A 19900-nucleotide genomic window follows, 5' to 3' on the forward strand; every position below is an offset into this window, starting at 1 on the left:
CGCGCACCGCGCTGACTCCGCTTTCGCGGACAGTGCCCCGACTCAGCCACGCCCTCTTCTTCCGCCATCACCCGATCGCGGACGGTGTGCTGCTGTCCGCAGAGGACCCCCACTTGATGCCTGCTTCCGTACTTCCGCGCCACGCCCTGCGCCCGGCCCTGCTCGCCCTGTCGCTGTCGCTGGCCTGCGCGGCTCACGCCCAGTCCCGCTCGGCCACCGAGCTGGGCGCAGTGAAGGTCACCGCCGAACGCACCCATACCGACACCGGCGCCCTGGGCGACCGACCGGTGCGCGATACCCCGTTCGCGATCTCGGTGATCGGCCGCGAGGACATCGAAAAGCGCCAGGTGGTCTCGCTGGGCGAGGCGTTCCTGACCGACCCGTCGGTGGTCACCCAGGTCAGCGCCTATGCCAGCGGCTGGAGCTCGCCGATCCGCAACCGCGGCATCGATCTCAGCTACGACAGCTACCGCGTCAACGGCCTGCAGGTGTCCTCGTGGGGCACCGAGTGGCCGCTGGAAGTGATGGAACAGGTGGAACTGCTCAAGGGCCCGGGCGGCTTCATGTACGGCTTCGGCCAGCCCGGCGGCATCATCAACTACGTCACGAAGAAGCCCACCGATGCCCCCACCTTCTCCGCGCAGCTCGGCTGGCGCGAACAGGGCATCGTCAGTGGCCAGGTCGATGTCGGCGGCCGCTTCGGCAACGAAGACATGTTCGGCTACCGCTTCAACGCCTACCAGGAGAAGGGCGAGACCTTCAATGGTGGCGAAGTGAACCGCAAGGTCGGCGCACTGTCGCTGGATGCACGCCTGGGCGATTCGCTCACCTGGACCTTCGATGGCGTATTCCAGGAGCGCGATCTCAGCGAGGAATCGCCGCAGTACTACTTCATCGGCCTGACCGAACTGCCGCGCCCGATCGCCGGCGATGTCAACAACGCCATTCCGGGCACCTTCTACGACACCCGCTCCAGCCTGCTCTCCACCGCACTGAACTGGCAGATCAACGACGACTGGAAGGCCAGCCTGAGCTATGGCTACACCTCGTCGTGGAACGACGTGAACAAGATCTTCGCCTACATCGACGACGTCAACGGCGACTACGACGTCAACGTCTACGAGCTCGGCGGCAAGAGCGAGTGGAAGCTGGCCCAGGCCATCGTGCAGGGCCGCTTCCAGACCGGTCCGCTGTCGCACCAGGTCGTCGCCGGCGTCTCGCACCAGACCGGGCTGGGCTGGGACCGCCCATACGAATGGAACACCATCGGCCGTGGCAACCTCTACCAGCGCCCCACCCTGCGCCATGACGCCGTCGGTTCGCAGGCCCTCACCCGCGGCAGCGAAACCGTACAGCAGGCGGTGTTCGTCAGCGATACGGTGGATGTCGGCCACGGCTGGTCGGTGCTGGCCGGGGCGCGGTACAACGACTTCGAGACCCAGGGTGCCTACCACACCTACCCGGTCACCCCGACCTACGCGGTGATGTTCAAGCCGGCCGATGCAGTCACGTTCTACACCAGCTACGTCGAATCGCTGGAAGCGGGCAGCCGGGTGGGCAGCGACTACCTCAACGCCGGCGACGTGCTCGACCCGACCATCAGCAAGCAGTTCGAGATCGGCGCCAAGATCGAGTACCCACGCTGGAACGCCAACGCGGCCGCGTTCCGCCTGGAGCGCGGTGCCAACATCGACCGCCTGACCAGCGGCGGCAAGCTGCTGGTGCAGGACGGCATCACCCTGTACGAGGGCGTGGAAGTCAGCGGCGACGTGCGCCTCACGGATGCCTTCACCCTCGGCGGCGGCGTGACCTGGCTCGACCCGACCTACGACAAGCTCTCGCCCGACAGCAGTACCCAGGAAGGCAACCGCACCACCGGCGCAGCGCGCTGGAACGGCGTGGTGCACGCCGACTACAACGTGCCGCAGGTGGAAGGCCTGGGCCTGTACGCCCTGGCCCGCTACTACGGCGACGTGTACTACGACGCCGACAACAGCCTCAAGCTGCCCGACTACACCCTGGTCAACGCCGGCGTCGGCTACCGCATGCAGGCCAACGGCCACCCGGTCACCTGGCGTGCCAGCGTCGAAAACCTCACCAACCGGAAGTACTGGTCCAACGCCGGCATCGGCCTGCCGCGCACGTTCGCGGTCAGCGTGCGGTTCGATCTGTAACGGCGGCCATGCAGGCTTCACCGCGATGACGCAATAATGAGGCGTCATCGCCCCATGAGTCCGCATGTCCACCCGAGAATCCCGCCTGAGTCGCCTGTGGGCGCATGAGAAGGCCAGCTACGGGCTGCGGGTGTTCATTGCGTTGTCCGTGGCCATGGGCGTGTGCTGGCACCTCGACCAGCTGCCCGCCCTGCCCGGCGTGTTCCTCGGCATCATCGCCAGCGCCATTGCCGAGACCGACGACAACTGGTGGGGCCGGACCAAATCCGTCGCCCTCTCGCTGCTCTGCTTCATCGCCGCTGCCGCTGCCGTGGTCCATCTGTTTGCCTGGCCCTGGGTGTTCATCGCTGCGCTGGCCCTGGCCACCTTCGGCCTGACCCTGCTGGGCGCGCTCGGCGAACGCTATGCCTCCATCGCCCAGGCCACCGTCACCCTGGCCATCTACACCATGATCGGCCTCGAGCAGCACGGCGCCGCCGATCGCGCCCAGGCCTTCAGCGCCGTCAGCCACCTGCTGGCCGGCGCCCTCTGGTACGGCCTGCTCTCCATCCTCTGGACGGCCCTGTTCGCCAACCGCCCCGTGCGCGAACGGCTGGCCCGCCTGTACCTCGAGCTCGGCCGCTACCTCCAGCTCAAGGCCGACCTGTTCGAACCGATCCGTGACGCCGACGTACAGAAACGCCAACTTGCCCTGGCCGAACAGAACCGCCGTGTCGTCGACGCCCTCAATACCGCCAAGACCGCCATCCTCGCCCGCTTCGGTCGCTCCGGTCGCCCCGGCGTGCAGTCCGGCCTGTACCTGCGCCTGTACTACATGGCGCAGGACTTCCACGAGCGTGCCAGCTCCTCCCACTACCCCTACGGCGCCCTCGCCGACGCCTTCTTCCACAGCGACGTGCTGTACCGCTGCCAACGCCTGCTGTCGCTGCAGGGCGAGGCCTGCGCCAGCCTCGGCACCGCCATCCGCCTGCGCCGTCCATTCGACTACGGCCAGCGCACCCGCCAGGCCACCGCCGACCTCACCGACTCGCTCGCCTGGCTGCGCGCCCAGCACAACCCGCAATGGCAACGCCTGCTGTCGTCGCTGGAACTGCTCGGCCACAACCTGCAGAGCATCGAACGTCGCTTGTCCGAGGCCGCGCAGTCCGAGTCCACCCTCGACAACGTCGACACCCGCCTGCGCGACACCAACCCGCACACCCTGCGCGAAATGGGCGTACGCATCCGCCAGCAGCTCACCCCCGGCTCTGTGCTGTTCCGCCACGGCCTGCGCATGGCCATTGCCCTGATCGTCGGCTTCATCGCCATCCGCCTGTTCAATACCCAGAACGGCTCCTGGGTGCTGCTCACCATCGTATTCGTCTGCCGCCCCAACTTCGGCGCCACCCGGCAGCGGCTCGCCCAGCGCATCGCCGGCACCCTGATCGGGCTCATCCTCACCTGGGCGCTGCTGCAGCTGTTCCAGGACCTGCGCATCGAACTGCTGATCGCCCTGCTCTCGGCCCTGCTGTTCTTCTTCACCCGCAGCGACCGCTACCTGGTTGCCTCGGCCGCCATCACCGTCATGGCGCTGACCTGTTTCAACCTGATCGGCGACGGCTTCCTGCTGATCTGGCCGCGCCTGGTCGATACCCTGCTCGGCTGCGCCATCGCCGCCGCTGCCGCGTTCCTGATCCTGCCCGACTGGCAGGGCCGCCGCCTGGACCTGGTCATGGCCCGGGTGCTGCAACGCTGCGCCGGCTACCTCCAGGCCGTGCTGGGCCAGTACGGCAGCGGCATGCAGGACGACCTGGCCTACCGCATCGCCCGCCGCGACATGCACAACGCCGACGTTGCGCTGTCCACCGCCCTGTCCAACATGCTGCGTGAACCCGGCCACGTCCGTGGCAACCTCGACGCCGGGTTCCGCTTCCTCGCCTTGTCCAACACGTTGCTGGGTCACCTTTCGGCGCTCGGCGCCCATCGCGCCCAGCTGGACAGCTACGCCCAGGACCCGCTGGCGCGTTCCAGCGGCGAACGCGTGCAGCAGGCCATGCAGCAGATTGCCGGTGCGCTGGAGCGGCGTGAGCCGGTCGCCGAAGACGGCAACGACGGCGACCGCGCCCTGGCCGAACAGCTGGAGCAGCTGAGCGACGACATGCCGCCCAAGCTGCAGCTGATCCGCACCCAGATCGGCCTGATGCTGCGCCTGCTGCCAAAGCTGCGCGCGGCCGCCAATGACGTCAGCGGGCCAGCGCCGCGCGGGCGGCGGGCCGATCACACCTAGCGCCGGGCTCTGCCCGGCTGCATGGTAGGCTGCCGGCTCGCAAGGAGATCCCATGTCCGGCCACAGCCAGTTCGCCCTGCTCAAGCAGCGCCGCTTCCTGCCCTTCTTCATCGTCCAGTCGCTGGGTGCATTCAACGACAATGTGTACCGCCAGGCCATCATCGGCCTGCTGTTCTACCTTGGCATCAGCCAGGAAGAGCAGTCGCTGTACACCACGCTGGCGCCGGCGATCTTCATCCTGCCCTACTTCCTGTTCTCCGCACTTGCCGGGCAGATCGCCGAGAAGCTGGAGAAATCGCGCCTGATCGTGATCACCACCACCATGGAGATCGCGATCATGTCGCTGGCGGCAGTCGGCTTCCTCACCCAGAGCATGCCGGTCCTGCTGGTGGCCCTGTTCTGCACCGGCCTGCAGTCCACCCTGTTCGGCCCGGTGAAGTACTCGGTGCTGCCCTCGGTGCTCAGGCCCGAAGAGCTCACCGGTGGCAACGGCCTGGTCGAGATGGGCACCTCGATGTCCATCCTCACCGGCATGATCAGCGGCGGGATCATCTTCACCCTGGCCGGCAGTTACGGCCCGATCGTGGCGGCAACGGCGGTGATCGCGCTGGCGATTGCCGGCAACATCACCGCGCGCATGATTCCCAGGGTGGACGCCGGCGCGCCGGACCTGAAGATCAACTGGAATCCCATTCCCGAATCGCTCGCGGTGCTGCGCCTGGCCAAGAAGCAGAAGGCCGTGGCCAACGCGATCCTCGGCGTGTCCTGGTTCTGGTTCGTCGGCACCATGCTCACCTCGCAGCTGCCGACCTACGCAGTGGTCAACCTGGGCGGCGAACCGACCCTGTACATCTTCGCGCTGGCGCTGTTCTCGGTCGGCACCGGCGTGGGCTCGCTGCTGTGCGAAAAGCTGTCCGGGCGTACCGTCGAAATCGGCCTGGTGCCGCTGGGCGCCTTTGGCATGACCGCCTTCATGCTGGACCTGTACTTCGCGCGCGCCGGAACCGCCACCACCGCTGGCCTGGGCGTGGCCGCCTTCGTGGCGGCGCCGGGCAGCGTTCGCATCATCATCGACCTGGTGGGCATCGGCCTGTTCACCGGCTTCTTCGTGGTGCCGCTGTTCGCGCTGATCCAGAGCCGCACGCCCAAGTCGGAAATGTCGCGCGTGTTCGCCGCGCTCAACATCCAGAATTCCGGCTTCATCGTCGCCGCGGCGATGATTGCGCTGGCCACGCAGAAATTCCTGCACTGGACGATCCCGCAGCTGTTCCTGGCGCTGGCGATCGCCAATGCGGTGGTGGCGGTCTACATCTTCACCATCGTGCCCGAATTCCTGATGCGGTTCCTCAGCTGGGTGATGGTGCGCTTCCTGTACCGCCTGCGCCCGCATGGCATTGAAGCCAACGTGCCGGATGAAGGCGCCGCGCTGATCGTCTGCAACCATGTCAGCTACATGGACGCGCTGATCCTCTCGGCGACGATCCCGCGCCCGGTGCGCTTCGTCATGTACTACAAGATCTTCAACATCCCGGTGATGCGCTGGATCTTCCGCACCGCCAAGGCCATTCCGATTGCCGGCGCGCGCGAGAACCCGGCGCTGATGCAGGCCGCGTTCGATGAGGTCGACCGCGCACTGGCCGAGGGCGAACTGGTCTGCATCTTCCCCGAAGGCGCGCTCACCCGCGACGGCGAGATGGCCGCCTTCAAGTCCGGCGTGGAAAAGATCCTCGAGCGGCGGCCGGTGCCGGTGGTGCCGATGGCACTCCGCGGCATGTGGGCCAGCATGTGGAGCCGTCGCGACACCCGCCTGGGCCGGATGCGGGTGCCGCGCCGCCTGCGCGCGCACATCGAGGTGATCGCTGCCGCACCGGTCGACGGCGCCGCCGCGACTGCCGACGGGCTTGAAGCGCAGGTGCGGGCGCTGCGCGGCGATCACGCCTGAAAAGCCGCAAACGCCGATGGAACGGGTGGCCAACGCCCGCGAGGCAGCCCACTACCGTCCGCCGCCGCACGGAAAGAAATGCCGTGCGGCCGGCATGTAAACGCATACATTGCCGAGAACATCGGTTAGATTACCGCCCATAGGGGGTGTCAATCGGCATTGGGAGATGCCGGGAGACAACCAATGGAATGGAGACGTGCCGGCATCATCCACCGCCGCCACGCGTCGGGCGATCCTGACAACGCTGTTCTGCGGCCTGCCGTTGGGCGTGGTTGCGCTGGGCGCTCTTTCCAACCTGTGAAACACCCTTCGTTCAACCCACCCGAGAAAATGGAGCTTCACTGATGAACGCCACTGCCCCGCAAGTCCCCAACCACCTGGTCTGGGCCATCCTGACCACCCTGTTCTGCTGCCTGCCGGCCGGCATCGTCTCGATCGTGTATGCCGCCCAGGTCAATGGCAAGCTGGCCTCGGGTGACATCGCCGGCGCACAGGAATCGTCGAACAACGCGAAGAAGTGGGCCATGTGGTCGGCCATCATCGGCGTCGTGGCCATCGTGCTCTACATCATCCTGGTGGTGGTGATGGGCGTTGGCGGCGCGATGAGCGGCGTGGACGCCTGATTGCGCCCGGAACGGCCCGGTCCGGCGCCCGCACGGGGCGACCGGCTCGGGCCGTTCTGCCGTCATGCAGATGCCTTCCCGTTCCACCTTGTCCCGTTGGGCACCCCTGGCCATCACCGCCGGGCTGGCCGTGGGCGCGACCGTAGTCCTGCGCCATGTCAGCCCGTATGCCGGCAACAGCCCGCTGCCGGGTTGCCCGCTGTATGCGTTGACCGGGTTGTACTGTCCCGGCTGCGGCAGCACCCGCTGCCTGTATTCGCTGGTCCACTTCGACTGGTCCGGCGCGATGGCGATGAATCCACTGCTGGTGATCTCGCTGCCCTTCCTGCTGTTGATGCTGCTCAACAACGCAGGCGTGCACATGCGCGCACTGGACCCGCTGATGCGGGTGCTGGCCAATCCCACCTTCTGGTTGGTACTGCTGGTCGGCTATGCCGTGCTGCGCAACCTGCCGTGGATGCCGTTCGCGCTGTTGGCGCCCTAGGTCACCCAACCGGCGATGACCAGCAACGCAAGCGCTGCCATCCACAGCAGCAGCATGCGCCAGACCAGGCTCATCGCATCGCGCAGCTCCGGCAGGCGGCGCCACACCGGCACCATGCCCGCATCGCTGTAGTCGTGTGCATCTTCGCGCAGTTCGGCGCTGACGCTGGCCCGCGCCACCGCACCGAGAAAACCGGTTGAGGCCACCCAGCGGTTGCCGTGTGCTTCGCGCCAGGCCTTGAATGCGGTATCGAAGTTGCCGACCAACGCCATCGACAGTGACATCAACTGCGCGACCGGCCATTCCAGCCAGGACAGCACCTGGCGTGCGCCCACCACGGTCTCCACGTCGGCCAGCGAGCGCATCGGCCCCACCGCCAGCAGCGCGAGCAGGCGGTAGGCCAGCGCGCCCACCGGGCCCAGCAGCAGGAACCAGAACAGCACGGCGAACCAGCGCCGCAATGCGTTGAGGACGGTGGCTTCCACCAGCGAAGGCACGTCCTCGTGCAGGCTGCCGCCAGCGGATTGGAGCTGGCCGATGGCACCATGCCGCGCGTGTGCGTCGTCGGCGTCGATCACCGCTTCCACGTCGCGGTCCAAGTCGCGCGGGCCCCAGCAGATCACCAGGGTGGCGATGCCCAGCAGCAGCGACGGCAGGCCGAACAACCGGTCATGCAACGCCCATTGCAGCAGAGCCAGCAGCACCACGAACGGGACAACCGCCAGCAGCCAGCCCTGGCGGCCACGCCAAAAGCCGGTGTCGCCGGCGTGCGCGTCCAGCCATTGCAGCCAGCGGCGGTAACTGCCGAACCGCCGCAGCGCCACGGCCGCGGCAGGTGCGACGTGGCCCAGGGCCAAGGCGACCAGTACTGCGACCAGGGTGGTGAACATGACGGCCTCCGTTCGGTGTCTGGGCGCTACTATGCCTTGGGGCCCGGCTATTGCCCGGGGCTACAGGTAATGTATGCCGCCTCGTGTTCAGGCAACGGCAACGGGGTGCCGGATCAGCTCACCTGGTTGCGGTACCAGTGCTCGATCAGGCTGCGTGAAATGGAGATGGGCGGCGACAGGCGGATGCCCACCCCGTCGTCGTCGTCGTCGCGGGCCAGCGCCGCCCCCACCTCCTCGGCACTGAACCAGCGCGCGTCTTCCAGCTCGCCGTCCACGACAGGCACGTCGTCGTCGGCGGTGGCGCTGAAGCCCAGCATCAGCGCGCCGGGGAATGGCCACGGCTGGGTGCCGAGGTAATGACACTGGCGCACGCGCACCTTGCTTTCCTCGAACACTTCACGGACCACGGTCTGTTCCAGCGATTCACCCGGTTCGACGAACCCGGCCAGCACCGAGTAGCGGCGCGGCGCCCAGTTGGCCTGGCGACCGAGCAGCAACCGGCCATTGTTTTCCACCGCCACGATCACCGCCGGGTCGACGCGGGGGTAGTGCTCGGTGTTGCATTTGGCACAGCGGCCGATGAAGCCGCCCCGGGTGAAGGCGACGGCACCGCCGCAGACGCCGCAGAAGCGGGTGCGCGATTGCCAATAGGCCATGCCGCGGGCATAGCAGAACGCGCTGGCATCGGCGGCCGACCAGGTCGTGGCCGCTTCGCGCAGGTCCACGCGCTGCGGTGCAGTGACGTCGACGGCGGCCGATTCCACCGAGAACCAGGCCTGCTCACCGCGCAGGCCAAGGAAGATGGCCGTGCCCGGCCCGCCACCAACCTCTGCCCCGGTCAGTGCCAGCGGCTGGCCGTCGCTGCCGGCCAGCGCGCGGCCATCAGGATCGAGTACAAGCACATGCGCCTGCGGCCACAGCCGCAGCAACGCATCGGCGTCGTCGCGCAGCGTATCGGCACGTTCAAGGGGATCGGTGGTGAATGCAAAACCGGCAAGCGGCAGGGAGATGTTGGACATCCCTGAAGCCTGCCGCGATTCAACCGGAACAGCAAGCGGCACGGCCACGCACCGCCCGGCGGGTCACATGCTGAAACTGCTGCCGCACCCGCAGGTGGTCTTCGCGTTCGGATTGCGGATCACGAACTGCGCACCGGTCAGGCTCTCGGTGTAGTCCACTTCCGCGCCCATCAGGTACTGCAGGCTCAGTGGATCGACCAGCAGGGTGACCCCGTTGGTGTCCACGGCCAGGTCGTCCTCGGCGCGGTTCTCGTCGAACTCGAAACCGTACTGGAAACCGGAACAGCCACCGCCCTGGATGTAGACACGCAGGGCCAGCGAATCGCTGGCCTCGTCCTGGATGAGTTCCTTGACCTTGGCCGCGGCGGCCTCGGTGAAGTTCAGCGGACGGTCCAGCGACTGGTAGTTCGGCGCGGCGGCAGGGGCGCCGGGCAGGGAAACAAGCGTGCTCATGCCCCCAGCATGGGGGTGCATGGGCACGCTTTCAAGCGCCGGCCATTCAGGCCATGGCGTCGGCGAGCTTCTTGCGGGCGTTGCCTTCCTTGCCCTCCTTCGCCGCGCTGTCGTCCGCCGGCGGTGGCAGCGCCATCTGCGCGCCACCGTGGATCAGGCGGCCGGTGAGCTGGGCGCCGGCGTTCATTTCCACCACCTGGTAGTGGATGTTGCCGGTGACCCGCGCGCTGGGGGTCAGTTCGACCCGCTCGCTGGCATGCACATCGCCATCCAGGCGGCCACTGAGCACCACCACGTGAGCCCGGATCTCGCCTTCGATGCTGCCCTGCTCGGCGAGGGTCAGGGTGGCGGTGGTGGCGCCTTCCTGCGCGATCACCTTGCCCAGGATGGTGCCTTCCACGTACAGGCCACCGCTGAATTCCACGTCCCCGCGGATCACCACCTGCGCGCCAATCAGCGCATCCACGACCAGATGCCCGTCGCGGTTGGATTTGTTGCTGCCAAACATCGGTTTACTCCCCTTCTTTTGCCGTTGCTGCCGCCGCCGGTGCACCGGCCTGCTTCCAGTCGAAGACCTGGGTGGCGCCCCCCGCGCCGCTTCCCAGCGTGACCCGCACGCGCTGCGGGGTGAAATCGGTGGGCAGCATGATGCTGCCGGTGAGCTGCTGGAAGTACCGGAAGGAGTAATCCTGGCCCGGCACCTTGGTGCGCTGGTGCAGCTCGTCCCAGCTGACCGAGGTCAACTTGCCGTCCTTGACGCCTTCGACCGTGAAGCGCATCTGGCCCTGGCTGATCGCGCCACGGTTCAGGTTCTGGGTCAGCACCACCGCGTACTGCCAGGTGCCGCCCGCCTCAGGCGAAAATTCCACCGAATGGGTGTTCAGACCCTTGCGCTGGCTGGTCGCACCGACCAGGCGTTCGTAGAACGCCACGTCGGCCCGCAGGCCGGCGATTTCTTCATCGCGTTCGCCCAGCGAGGCCTGGACTTCGTTGTTGGCGGCGCGGCTGATGCGGTCCGATGCCTGCAGGGTGGCCTGCCGCTGCTGCAGCTCCACCACCTGCTTCTGCAGGGTGTCGGCGCGTGCCTGCGCGGCGTCCAGCTGGCGACCGACGTCGCCGCCGGGGCTGCCCAGCCAGGCGCCGAGCAGCGCGGCCAGGACCAGGCTGGCCAGCCACACGCCGGCCACGATCAGCAGCCGGCGGCGATCAGGCGCTGCGGCCGCCCCCGGGCGTCGGATCTGGATGCGGGAAGGTGTCGGATTGTTCATGTCTGATACGGCGGCAGCGCCTTGGGCGATGCCGACACGACCCCTGACGGGATGAGCGACTTCCTAGTGTAAGTCACCGGTGGCACATTTTTCGCCCCTGCCCCGGCCCGGACAGTGGCGTTCAGCCACGTCATCCCCGATAGTGTGGGCCTGTGCACATTTTGTCGCCGGAGCGCCTGGCATGACCGAGGCCCACCTGTTCGTGATCGGCATCCTGCTGGCCTGGCTGGCCGGCATCCGCGTGTACCTGACCGTGTTCGGGGTCGGGCTGGCGGGCCTGCTCGGCTGGGTGGAGCTGCCGCCGGCCCTGCAGGCCACCGAATCCTGGTGGGTGCTGGGCACCTCGGCGGCGCTGGCCATCACCGAATTCGTGGCCGACAAGATTCCCGGAGTGGACTCGGCCTGGGACCTGGTGCAGACCCTGGCCCGGGTGCCCGCCGGTGCGTTCCTGGCCGCGGCGACGCTGTCGCCCAGCGGCGAGCTCAGCCCCTCGGTGCTGGCGGCCGGGGCCGGCGTGGCGCTGGCCAGCCATGGCCTCAAGTCCGGCACCCGCGCCCTGCTCAACACCTCGCCCGAGCCGGCCAGCAACTGGGTGGCGTCGGCGGCGGAAGACACCGTGGTGGTCGGCGGGTTGGCGCTGGCGCTGGCGCACCCGTGGGTCGCGCTGGTGGTGGTCATCGCCTGCAGCCTGATCGGCGCGCTGGTGGTCTGGCTGGTGTGGCGCACGCTGTGGAAGGGCATGCGCTGGCTGCTGCGACAACCGGCCAGCCGCGATCCAGCCACCCGCGATACCGCATAATTGCGCCGCAGACAGGGAGTACTGATGGCCGTCCAAGACAACGCTGTTGCATCCACCCGCGCCACCCGCGCCGAAACTCCGCCCGCCGACCACTGGCAGCGGTGGGCCAGCGCGGCGGCGTCCGCGGCGGTCCGCGTGCCCAGCAACGTAGTGCCGCTCAATCCGGGCACGGCCGCGTCCGCCGCACCGGTGCCGCCGATTCTGCCGCCGGCGCAGTGGCAGGACGAAGCCGAGCAGCTGCCGCTGGGCAGTGAAGCGCCCTACCGCGTGCTGATCGTGGAGGACGACCGCTCGCAGGCGCTGTTCGCGCAGAGCGTGCTGCATGGCGCGGGCATGGAAGCGATCGTGCACAGCGACGCCGAAGGCGTGCAGCAGGTCATCAACGAACAGCGCCCGGACCTGATCCTGATGGATCTGCACCTGCCGGGCCTGGACGGCATGCGCCTGACCGCCCTGATCCGGCAGCAGCCGGGCCAGCAGCTGCTGCCGATCGTGTTCCTCAGCGGCGACCCGGACCCGGAGCGCCAGTTCGAGGTGCTCGACAGCGGCGCCGACGACTTCCTGAGCAAGCCGATCCGGCCCCGCCACCTGATCGCCGCGGTATCCAACCGCATCCGCCGCGCCCGCGCGCAGGCGGCCATGCAGCCGGGCGCACACGGCGCGCCGGCCATGAACAACCCCGAGACCGGCCTGCCGACCCGGCACCATGTGATGCAGCAGCTGTCCGCCGCGCTGGCCCATGGCGACCAGGGCGGCCTGTTCTTCATCGAGGTGGCCAGCGCGCTGGGCCTGCGCGAACGCTATGGCTACGCCGCGTTCGAGCGGCTGATGGTGCAGGCTGCGCAACGCCTGGCCGACAACGCACATCCCCACCTGCTGGCGCGCCTGAACGACAACAGTTTCCTGGTGCTGGCCCGGGGCCTGGACGAGGAATCGCTGGATGCGATGGCGCACCGGCTGCGCGATGAGCTGTCCGCGCGCTCGTTCGTGATCCGCGACGAGGAATCGGTGCACCTGCGCGGCGTGGTTGGACATGCGCGCCTGTCCGGCGGCTTCGGCGATGCCGGCACCGCGCTGGAAGCGGTGGAGCGCACCACGCTGCAGGCGCGGCTGCTGCCATCCGGCGTGGCCGCGCACGTGCGCCGCGAGGACGTTGCCGCGCAGGAACACCTGGCCATGCTCGAGGGTCAGCTCGAACCGGCGTACCAGCCGATCGTGGCGGTGGCCGGCGGCAACACCGCGCAGTACCAGGTGCTGCTGCGCCTGCGCCAGGCCGATGGCAGCGTGCTCAACGCCGGCCAGGTGATCCCGGCGGCCGAAGCGGCCGGGCGCATCGCCGACCTGGACCAGCAGGTGCTGGACCATGCGCTGGGCCTGCTCGACCTGTACCGCCACGCGACCCAGCCGCTGAGCCTGTTCGTGTCGCAGTCGCTGCGCACGCTGGCGCGCGACGCCTTTGCCGACTGGCTGCTGGAAACCCTGCAGCAGCGCGGACTGCCTGGCAGCTCCCTGATCATCGACGTGCGCCTGCCCGATGCGTTGATCCACACCGTGACCCTGCAGCAGTTCTGCTCGCGGATGAGCGCGGCCGGGGTGCGCTTCTGCCTGAGCCAGTTCGAACCGGGCGCCGAGGCCAACGCGCTGCTGGGCCAGTTGCCGCTGGCCTTCGTGCGCATGGCCGCCCGCTTCTCCAGCAGCCACGCCAACCAGCAGACCCGCGATGAGCTGCGCGCGGCGATCGATGCCGCGCACCGGGCCGGGGCAATGATCATCGGGCAGCAGATCGAAGACCCGCAGGCGGCCGCCGCCATGTGGATGGGCGGGGTCGATTACATCCAGGGCAACATGGTGCAGTCGGCCGGGAGCGAACTGAACTTCGACTTCCACACCGCGGTGCTCTGACCATGGCGGCCCAAGGACGGGTTCCCTTCGCACTCTGGCTGGCCGCGATCGCCGCGGCCCTGGCCGCCACCGCCAGCGGGATGGCGGCGGCCGGCGCCAACGGCCCCTGGGCGATCATCGCCGCCGGCACCGCCGCCGTTGGCGTGATCGCCGCCCTGGCAGCAGTCAGTCGCTGGCGCGAGCTGCAGGCGCAGCTGGCCCTCGGCCAACGCCGGCACGAGGCAGTGGCCAGTGAACGCGACCACCTGCAGCGCGCCATGCAGAAGCAGGACCTGCTGGAGCAGGAGCTGCTGCAGGCCAAGCAGGCCGCCGAAGCCGCGGCGCTGGCCAAGGGCGAGTTCCTGGCCACCATGAGCCACGAGATCCGCACCCCGCTCAACGGAATCCTGCCCATGCTGGACCTGATCGCGCGCGGCCAGCTGGGCACCGACCAGCGGCAGATGCTGCAGACCGCCACGGTCAGTTCGCAGCAGCTGCTGCGGATCGTCGACGACATCCTGGATTACTCCCGCCTGGAAGCCAAAGGCCTGGACCTGGAGATCACCACCTTCAACCTGCGCGAACTGCTGGAAGGCATCGTCCAGCTCATGCAGCGCAGCGCCGAGGCCAAAGGCCTTGCGGTCTCGCTGGAACTGGACCCGGCGGTGCGGCTGTCGGTGCGGGGTGACCCGGTGCGGCTGCGCCAGGTACTGGGCAACCTGATGGTGAACGCCATCAAGTTCACCGAGCGCGGCCAGATCCGCCTGCGCGTGACCCGCCAGGGCGAAACCGCCGGCCAGCACCAGCTGCGCTTCGAGGTGATCGACACCGGCATCGGTATCGATGGTGCATTGCAGGCCCGGCTGTTCCAGTCCTTCAGCCAGGCCGACGCCTCCACCACGCGCATCTACGGCGGCACCGGCCTGGGCCTGGCGATCTGCAAGCGCATCATCGACCTGATGCACGGCAAGATCGGCGTCAGTTCCACCCCGCGCCACGGCGCCACGTTCTGGTTCGAGATCCCGCTGCTGAAGGTAGCCGGCGACCTGCCGGCCGCGCCGGTCACCACGCGCGCGCTGCTGGTCAGCGAAGACCCGCTGCTGGTGCAGCGCCTGCAGCGCGTGCTGCAGCACCACGACATCCGCCTGCATACCCTGGACAGCGCTTCGGCCGCACTGGACGTGCTGCGCGCGCCGGTACGTGCGGGCATCGAACCGGACCTGGTCTGGGTGATCGCCGACACGCACGCGCTGCGCCACGGCGCCACCGCGCTGCACCGCGCGGTGCAGCAGGACGCCCGCACGCCATCGCCGCGCCTGGTGTGGCTGCAGGGCAGCGAGCCGCTGCCCGCGCTGCTGCGCGAACACGCCCAGGTCCTGCCGCGCGATGCCGGCGACGCCGAGCTGCACGCGCTGCTGCGCCCGGCAGTGGTGAGCGCCCGCCCGGCGCCCCTGCTGGCCAGCGTGGACCCCTACAGCGGCCCGGTGGATGCGCCGCAACTGGGGCTGCGCGTGCTGCTGGTGGAAGACAACAGCGTGAACCTGCTGGTCGCCCAGCGCCTGCTGCAGGTGCTCGGCTGCACCGTCACCACCGCCGGCGATGGCGAACAGGGCCTGCAGCAGCTGCAGGACCACGCCTTCGACCTGGTGCTGATGGATTGCCAGATGCCGGTGCTCGACGGCTACGGCGCCACCCGGCGCTGGCGTGAGCAGGAAGCGGCCGAAGGTCGCCGCCGCCTGCCGATCGTGGCGATGACCGCCAACGCCATGGCCGGCGACCGCGAGCGCTGCCTGCAGGCGGGCATGGACGATTACCTCTCCAAGCCGGTCAACCGCGAGTCGCTGCAGGCCTGCCTGCTGCGCTGGCAGCTGACGATGGACGACCACGCCGCAGACCTGCGCATTGCGCCGGCAGGGGTGCCAGCTCCGACTCCGCTGCCGCCGCCGTTGCCCGCGCGGGTGGCCGACGAGGGCAGCGACGAGGGTGCGCCCGTCATCCTGGATGCGGCGGTGCTGGACGAGCTGCAGGACGTGATCGGTGCCGAGACGGCCATCATCATCGCCGTCTTCCTGGAAGACACCCCGCCGTTGATCCGGCAGCTCCAGGACGCCTCGGTCGCCGGCGACCTGGAAAAGCTGCGCGCGCTGGCGCACAGCCTCAAATCGGCCAGTGCGAACGTCGGGGCGATGGCGTTGTCGGTCGCGGCGCGCCGGATCGAACACGACGCCCGCGCCGGCACGCTGGAGCGCCCGGCCGTGGCCGTGGCGCTGCTGATTGCCGAGTACGCGCGTGCGCGGCTGGCGCTGGCCGGCTACCAGGCCAGCGTGCGCGCCACCGCGACGCGGTGAGTCACTCTTCCAGCTTGGTGAGCAGGTAGTTCGGCTCGCCGATACGCTCGATCAGCTCCAGCTGGGTTTCCAGCCAGTCGATGTGCTCTTCCTCGTTGTCGAGGATCTTCACGAACAGCTGGCGGCTGACATAGTCGCCCACCGATTCGGCGTAGGCCACCGCATCGCGCAGGGTCACGGTGCCCTCACGCTCCAGCGCCAGGTCGCACTGCAGGATCTCGGTGGGGTTTTCGCCGATGCGCAGCTTGCCCAGCGCCTGGAAGTTCGGCAGTCCCTCAAGGAACAGGATGCGGTCGGAGAGCACGTCGGCGTGCTTCATCTCCTCGATCGACTCCTTGTATTCGTGGTCGGCCAGTTCCTTCAGACCCCAGTTCTTCAGCATCTTGGCATGCAGGAAGTACTGGTTGATCGCGGTCAGCTCGTTGTAGAGGACCTTGTTGAGGAATTCGATGACCTTGGCGTCGCCTTTCATGAGCGTGCTCCTGCAGCGTGAAAACGCGGGCACTGTAGCGCGTCCCCGCACACAATGAGGGAACGCGAATCATGCTCGGTCGCGCTTTTCGGCGGAATGCCATCCCGCGTGCTGAAACGATCCGGTAGTACCCGACCGTTGGTCGGGTAGCCCTGGCGGTTGCCGTCAGGCAACCAACCCCAGCACGGGCAGCGGCAGGTCATGGGTGTTGCGCGCCCGGCTCAGCAGGTCGGCCGCCATGTCCAGGCAGGAGCCGCAGGTGGCACCGCAGCCGGTGCGCATGGTCAGCTCGGACACGCTGGCGACACCGCTCTGGGCGGCTTCGCGGATCTGGTGGTCGGTAACCCCGTTGCAGATGCAGACGTACACGTGCGGACTCGTCAGACAGGCCCGGATCGGCCTTTGACTATTCCAATCGAAACGAGAATGGTTGTCAATTTCGTAAATGAATCATTCTCGATACCGTTCAGCCTGCCGCCCGTTCAGGCAAAAAAAAAGACCGATCTTTCGATCGGTCTTTTCAGTGTTTGGCTGCCCCGGATGGATTCGAACCACCGAATGCCTGAGTCAGAGTCAGGTGCCTTACCGCTTGGCGACGGGGCAAAACAGGCGTGCGATTATTGCACTTTTTCACCAGTAAACCAAGCGAACTTGGTGGCTATGGGTGGACTCGAACCACCGACCCCAGCATTATGAGTGCTGTGCTCTAACCGGCTGAGCTACATAGCCCTGGTGAGCCGGCAATTCTGGGGATGTAAACGGAATCTGTCAACACTTTTTCACCGCGCTTGTGAGTGGGCAGCGGGCGTGTCACAGTCCCGGACAGTAGATTTTCTAGGAGTCCGCATCGTGATCGATCCGGACGGCTATCGACCGAACGTCGGCATTGTGCTGATGCGGCAGGACGGGCAGGTGTTCTGGGCACGACGCGTGCGCCGGGATGGCTGGCAGTTCCCGCAGGGCGGCATGAATACCGACGAGACGCCGGTCGAAGCCATGTATCGCGAGTTGCATGAAGAAACCGGCCTGTTGCCCGAGCACGTGGAAGTGCTTGGCGCGACGCCGGGCTGGCTGCGCTATCGCCTGCCGGCCCGGGCTGTCCGCCGCAATGAGAAGCAGGTCTGCATCGGCCAGAAGCAGGTGTGGTTCCTGCTGCGCCTGGCCGGCGACGAATCGCACGTGAAACTGGACCATACCGACAGCCCCGAGTTCGACCAGTGGCGCTGGGTCGACTTCTGGTACCCGGTGGAACACGTGGTGATGTTCAAGCGCGGCGTGTACGCGCGGGCATTGCGCCACCTGGCCCCGTTGGCGCGGGGCGTGGCCGGCAGCGGCGTCGACTCGATGCCCCGGTCGGCGCAGGAAGCGTGGATGCCCGGCAATGCAGCGGGGCACGACCGCCCACGCAAGCGCGCACCGGCACCCAAGCGGGGCGGCGGCTACTGGCCCCGCAGCAAGGCCAAGGGCGAACCGGGCGCGGTCTGAGCCGCGCTTCGGGTCCTGGAACGACAAAAGCCCGGCCGAAGCCGGGCTTTTGCGTTCCTCCCAGCGGGATCCCGAAGGATCCCACGCCAGGCGCGATGGATCAGCGCTTGGAGAACTGGGTGGCGCGACGTGCCTTGTGCAGGCCGACCTTCTTACGCTCGACTTCACGGGCGTCACGGGTCATGAAGCCAGCCTTGCGCAGCTCGGACTTCAGGGTTTCGTCGTACTCGACCAGCGCGCGGGCGATGCCCAGGCGGATCGCACCGGCCTGGCCGGTGGTGCCGCCGCCAGCGGCGGTGACCACGATGTCGAACGATTCGGTGTTCTTGGTCAGTTCCAGCGGCTGACGCACGATCATGCGTGCAGTCTCACGGCCAAAGAACTCGTCCAGCGGACGGCCATTGACGGTGATGGTGCCGGCGCCCTTGCGCAGGAACACGCGGGCGGTGGAGGACTTGCGGCGGCCGGTGCCGTAGTTTTGAGTGATAGCCATGATTAGATATCCAGAACCTGGGGCTGCTGAGCGGCGTGCGGGTGCTCGGAACCCGAGTACACCTTGAGCTTGCGGTACATGGCGCGGCCCAGCGGGCCCTTCGGCAGCATGCCCTTGACGGCGGTTTCGATGACGCGTTCCGGGTGGCGCTCGAGCGCCTGGGCCAGGGTTTCGGTCTTCAGGTTGCCGATGTAGCCAGTGAAGCGGTGGTACAGCTTGTCCTGCAGCTTGTTGCCGGTGACGGCAATCTTTTCTGCATTGATGACAACCAGGTAATCACCGGTATCAACGTGGGGGGTGTAGACCGGCTTGTGCTTGCCGCGCAGACGGCGGGCCAGCTCGGTGGACAGACGGCCCAGCGTCTTGCCGGAGGCGTCGACGAGATACCAGTCGCGCTGGACGGTCTCGGACTTTGCAGTGAAAGTGCTCATGGAAGAACTCAGGTAGGTCGGGCTCATTGCGGCCATGGAGCGGCCGGAACTCTGCCACGCGTTGTGAAGAGGCGGGATTGTACCGGCCATCCCGCGCACATGCAAATCGCCCCGGCGGCGGGTTGGCAGGGCCGCTCCCGGGGGCCAGAATCAAGCCTCCCCCGCTGCGACGCCTTCCCGCATGACCGTGCTCCGCCAGATCACCCCGCTCGACCACCTGCTGACCGAGGCCCAGCGTGCCCTGGACACGGTGTTCGGGAACCCGCCGGCAAGCCGCCCCTACCCGGCCGAAGCGACGCCGGACGCGCCGATGCCGGCGCCTGCCCGCCGCCATGCGGCAGGCCTGATGCGGATCAACCATGTGGGCGAGGTCTGCGCGCAGGGCCTGTATTTCGGCCAGGCCGCGGTAGCGCGCGAGCCGGAAACCCGCGCGCACCTGCTGGAAGCGGCCCAGGAAGAAACCGATCACCTTGCCTGGTGCGCCCGGCGCCTGCGTGAGCTGGACAGCCGTCCCAGCCTGTTCAACCCGATCTGGTACGCCGGCAGCTACACCATCGGCACCCTGGCCGGGCTGCGCGGGGATGGCTGGAACCTGGGCTTCGTGGTGGAAACCGAGCGGCAGGTGGAAGCCCATCTGGACGAACATCTGGACACCCTGCCTCCGGTCGACCAGCGCAGCCGCGAGATCCTCAAGGTGATGAAGATCGACGAGGCCAGGCACGCCGACCATGCCGAACACGCCGGCGCGCGGAAGCTGCCCTTCCCGATCCCGGGGGTGATGGCCCTGGCATCCAAGGCCATGAAGACCATCGCGTACCGGTTGTAACGCGTATCGACCAACGGTCGATACCTACCGCAGCTCCGGCGGGATC

At 67.8% G+C, this 19900-nt stretch carries 19 protein-coding genes and 2 tRNA genes; 10 read left to right on the forward strand and 11 right to left on the reverse strand.

The annotated features are described in order from the left end of the window. The first annotated feature begins 116 nt into the window (after positions 1–116). The 5 genes from ACIGII_RS07450 (at position 117) to ACIGII_RS07470 (ending at position 7489) form a co-directional block, all read left to right on the forward strand. Positions 117–2174 carry a TonB-dependent siderophore receptor gene (locus tag ACIGII_RS07450; protein WP_399636232.1) on the forward strand — a complete coding sequence of 686 codons (2058 nt, stop codon included), beginning with the start codon at positions 117–119 and terminating at the stop codon, positions 2172–2174. Between the two features lie 64 nt (positions 2175–2238). Then, the gene (gene yccS, locus ACIGII_RS07455) at positions 2239–4440 is read left to right on the forward strand and encodes a YccS family putative transporter (RefSeq protein WP_399636234.1); all 2202 of its coding nucleotides are present in this window, start codon (positions 2239–2241) and stop codon (positions 4438–4440) included. A gap of 52 nt (positions 4441–4492) precedes the next feature. After that, positions 4493–6382: an MFS transporter gene (locus ACIGII_RS07460; RefSeq protein ID WP_399636236.1), complete on the forward strand. Its 1890-nt coding sequence runs from the start codon at positions 4493–4495 to the stop codon at positions 6380–6382. 344 nt (positions 6383–6726) lie between these two features. Continuing rightward, positions 6727–7005: a CD225/dispanin family protein gene (locus tag ACIGII_RS07465; RefSeq protein ID WP_399636239.1), complete on the forward strand. Its 279-nt coding sequence runs from the start codon at positions 6727–6729 to the stop codon at positions 7003–7005. Between the two features lie 70 nt (positions 7006–7075). Next, positions 7076–7489, forward strand: a complete 414-nt coding sequence (locus ACIGII_RS07470; protein ID WP_399636242.1) for a DUF2752 domain-containing protein — start codon at positions 7076–7078, stop codon at positions 7487–7489. Here the strand turns inward: ACIGII_RS07470 and ampE are convergent. The 5 genes from ampE to ACIGII_RS07495 all read right to left on the reverse strand — a co-directional run bounded on the left by ampE (position 7486) and on the right by ACIGII_RS07495 (position 11119). Further along, positions 7486–8379, reverse strand: coding sequence for a regulatory signaling modulator protein AmpE (ampE, locus tag ACIGII_RS07475; protein WP_399636244.1), 894 nt, complete (start codon positions 8377–8379; stop codon positions 7486–7488). The two genes, ACIGII_RS07470 and ampE, sit on opposite strands and share 4 nt — an antisense overlap. A 113-nt stretch (positions 8380–8492) precedes the next feature. Continuing rightward, a complete protein-coding gene (gene nudC, locus ACIGII_RS07480) occupies positions 8493–9398 on the reverse strand; it encodes an NAD(+) diphosphatase (RefSeq protein ID WP_399636247.1) in 906 nt (301 codons plus the stop codon). 63 nt (positions 9399–9461) lie between these two features. Further along, positions 9462–9851, reverse strand: coding sequence for an iron-sulfur cluster insertion protein ErpA (erpA, locus tag ACIGII_RS07485; RefSeq protein ID WP_399636250.1), 390 nt, complete (start codon positions 9849–9851; stop codon positions 9462–9464). A 46-nt stretch (positions 9852–9897) separates the two neighbouring features. Further along, the gene (locus ACIGII_RS07490) at positions 9898–10359 is read right to left on the reverse strand and encodes a polymer-forming cytoskeletal protein (RefSeq protein ID WP_399636252.1); all 462 of its coding nucleotides are present in this window, start codon (positions 10357–10359) and stop codon (positions 9898–9900) included. Positions 10360–10363: 4 nt separating this feature from the next. Beyond that, on the reverse strand, positions 10364–11119 hold the full coding sequence (locus ACIGII_RS07495) for a DUF6776 family protein (RefSeq protein ID WP_399636254.1): 756 nt from the start codon (positions 11117–11119) through the stop codon (positions 10364–10366). Between the two features lie 181 nt (positions 11120–11300). Here ACIGII_RS07495 and ACIGII_RS07500 point away from each other — a divergent pair, with 181 nt between their 5' ends. From ACIGII_RS07500 to ACIGII_RS07510, 3 genes are read left to right on the forward strand one after another with little or no spacing between them, the layout of a single operon-like run. Then, positions 11301–11918: a DUF4126 domain-containing protein gene (locus ACIGII_RS07500; protein WP_399636257.1), complete on the forward strand. Its 618-nt coding sequence runs from the start codon at positions 11301–11303 to the stop codon at positions 11916–11918. Then, complete coding sequence (locus ACIGII_RS07505; RefSeq protein WP_399636259.1) at positions 11919–13820, forward strand: EAL domain-containing protein; 1902 nt, start codon at positions 11919–11921, stop codon at positions 13818–13820. A gap of 38 nt (positions 13821–13858) precedes the next feature. Beyond that, on the forward strand, positions 13859–16147 hold the full coding sequence (locus tag ACIGII_RS07510; RefSeq protein WP_399636371.1) for an ATP-binding protein: 2289 nt from the start codon (positions 13859–13861) through the stop codon (positions 16145–16147). 1 nt (position 16148) lies between these two features. On the opposite strand, the gene bfr is transcribed toward ACIGII_RS07510, so the two are convergent. The 4 genes from bfr to ACIGII_RS07530 form a co-directional block, all read right to left on the reverse strand. Beyond that, entirely contained in the window at positions 16149–16619 is a 471-nt protein-coding gene (bfr, locus tag ACIGII_RS07515; RefSeq protein WP_399636261.1) for a bacterioferritin, read from the reverse strand. A 165-nt stretch (positions 16620–16784) separates the two neighbouring features. Continuing rightward, positions 16785–16988, reverse strand: coding sequence for a bacterioferritin-associated ferredoxin (locus ACIGII_RS07520; protein ID WP_399636264.1), 204 nt, complete (start codon positions 16986–16988; stop codon positions 16785–16787). A gap of 159 nt (positions 16989–17147) precedes the next feature. Beyond that, positions 17148–17222 (reverse strand) — tRNA-Gln (locus tag ACIGII_RS07525). Between the two features lie 49 nt (positions 17223–17271). After that, positions 17272–17348: transfer RNA gene (locus ACIGII_RS07530), tRNA-Met, on the reverse strand. A 120-nt stretch (positions 17349–17468) separates the two neighbouring features. On the opposite strand from ACIGII_RS07530, the gene ACIGII_RS07535 reads away from it, so the two are divergent. Continuing rightward, positions 17469–18104, forward strand: a complete 636-nt coding sequence (locus ACIGII_RS07535) for an RNA pyrophosphohydrolase (protein ID WP_145478928.1) — start codon at positions 17469–17471, stop codon at positions 18102–18104. 100 nt (positions 18105–18204) lie between these two features. Here the strand turns inward: ACIGII_RS07535 and rpsI are convergent, their stop codons facing one another. Both rpsI and rplM read right to left on the reverse strand, forming a co-directional pair. Further along, on the reverse strand, positions 18205–18597 hold the full coding sequence (gene rpsI, locus ACIGII_RS07540; protein WP_399636267.1) for a 30S ribosomal protein S9: 393 nt from the start codon (positions 18595–18597) through the stop codon (positions 18205–18207). Positions 18598–18599: 2 nt separating this feature from the next. After that, the gene (gene rplM, locus ACIGII_RS07545; protein ID WP_017354548.1) at positions 18600–19028 is read right to left on the reverse strand and encodes a 50S ribosomal protein L13; all 429 of its coding nucleotides are present in this window, start codon (positions 19026–19028) and stop codon (positions 18600–18602) included. A 181-nt stretch (positions 19029–19209) separates the two neighbouring features. On the opposite strand from rplM, the gene coq7 reads away from it, so the two are divergent. After that, complete coding sequence (gene coq7 / locus ACIGII_RS07550) at positions 19210–19854, forward strand: 2-polyprenyl-3-methyl-6-methoxy-1,4-benzoquinone monooxygenase (RefSeq protein WP_399636270.1); 645 nt, start codon at positions 19210–19212, stop codon at positions 19852–19854. Positions 19855–19900: the final 46 nt, after the last annotated feature.

It is taken from the genome of Stenotrophomonas sp. NPDC077420, assembly GCF_044543385.1.
Lineage (GTDB): Bacteria > Pseudomonadota > Gammaproteobacteria > Xanthomonadales > Xanthomonadaceae > Stenotrophomonas.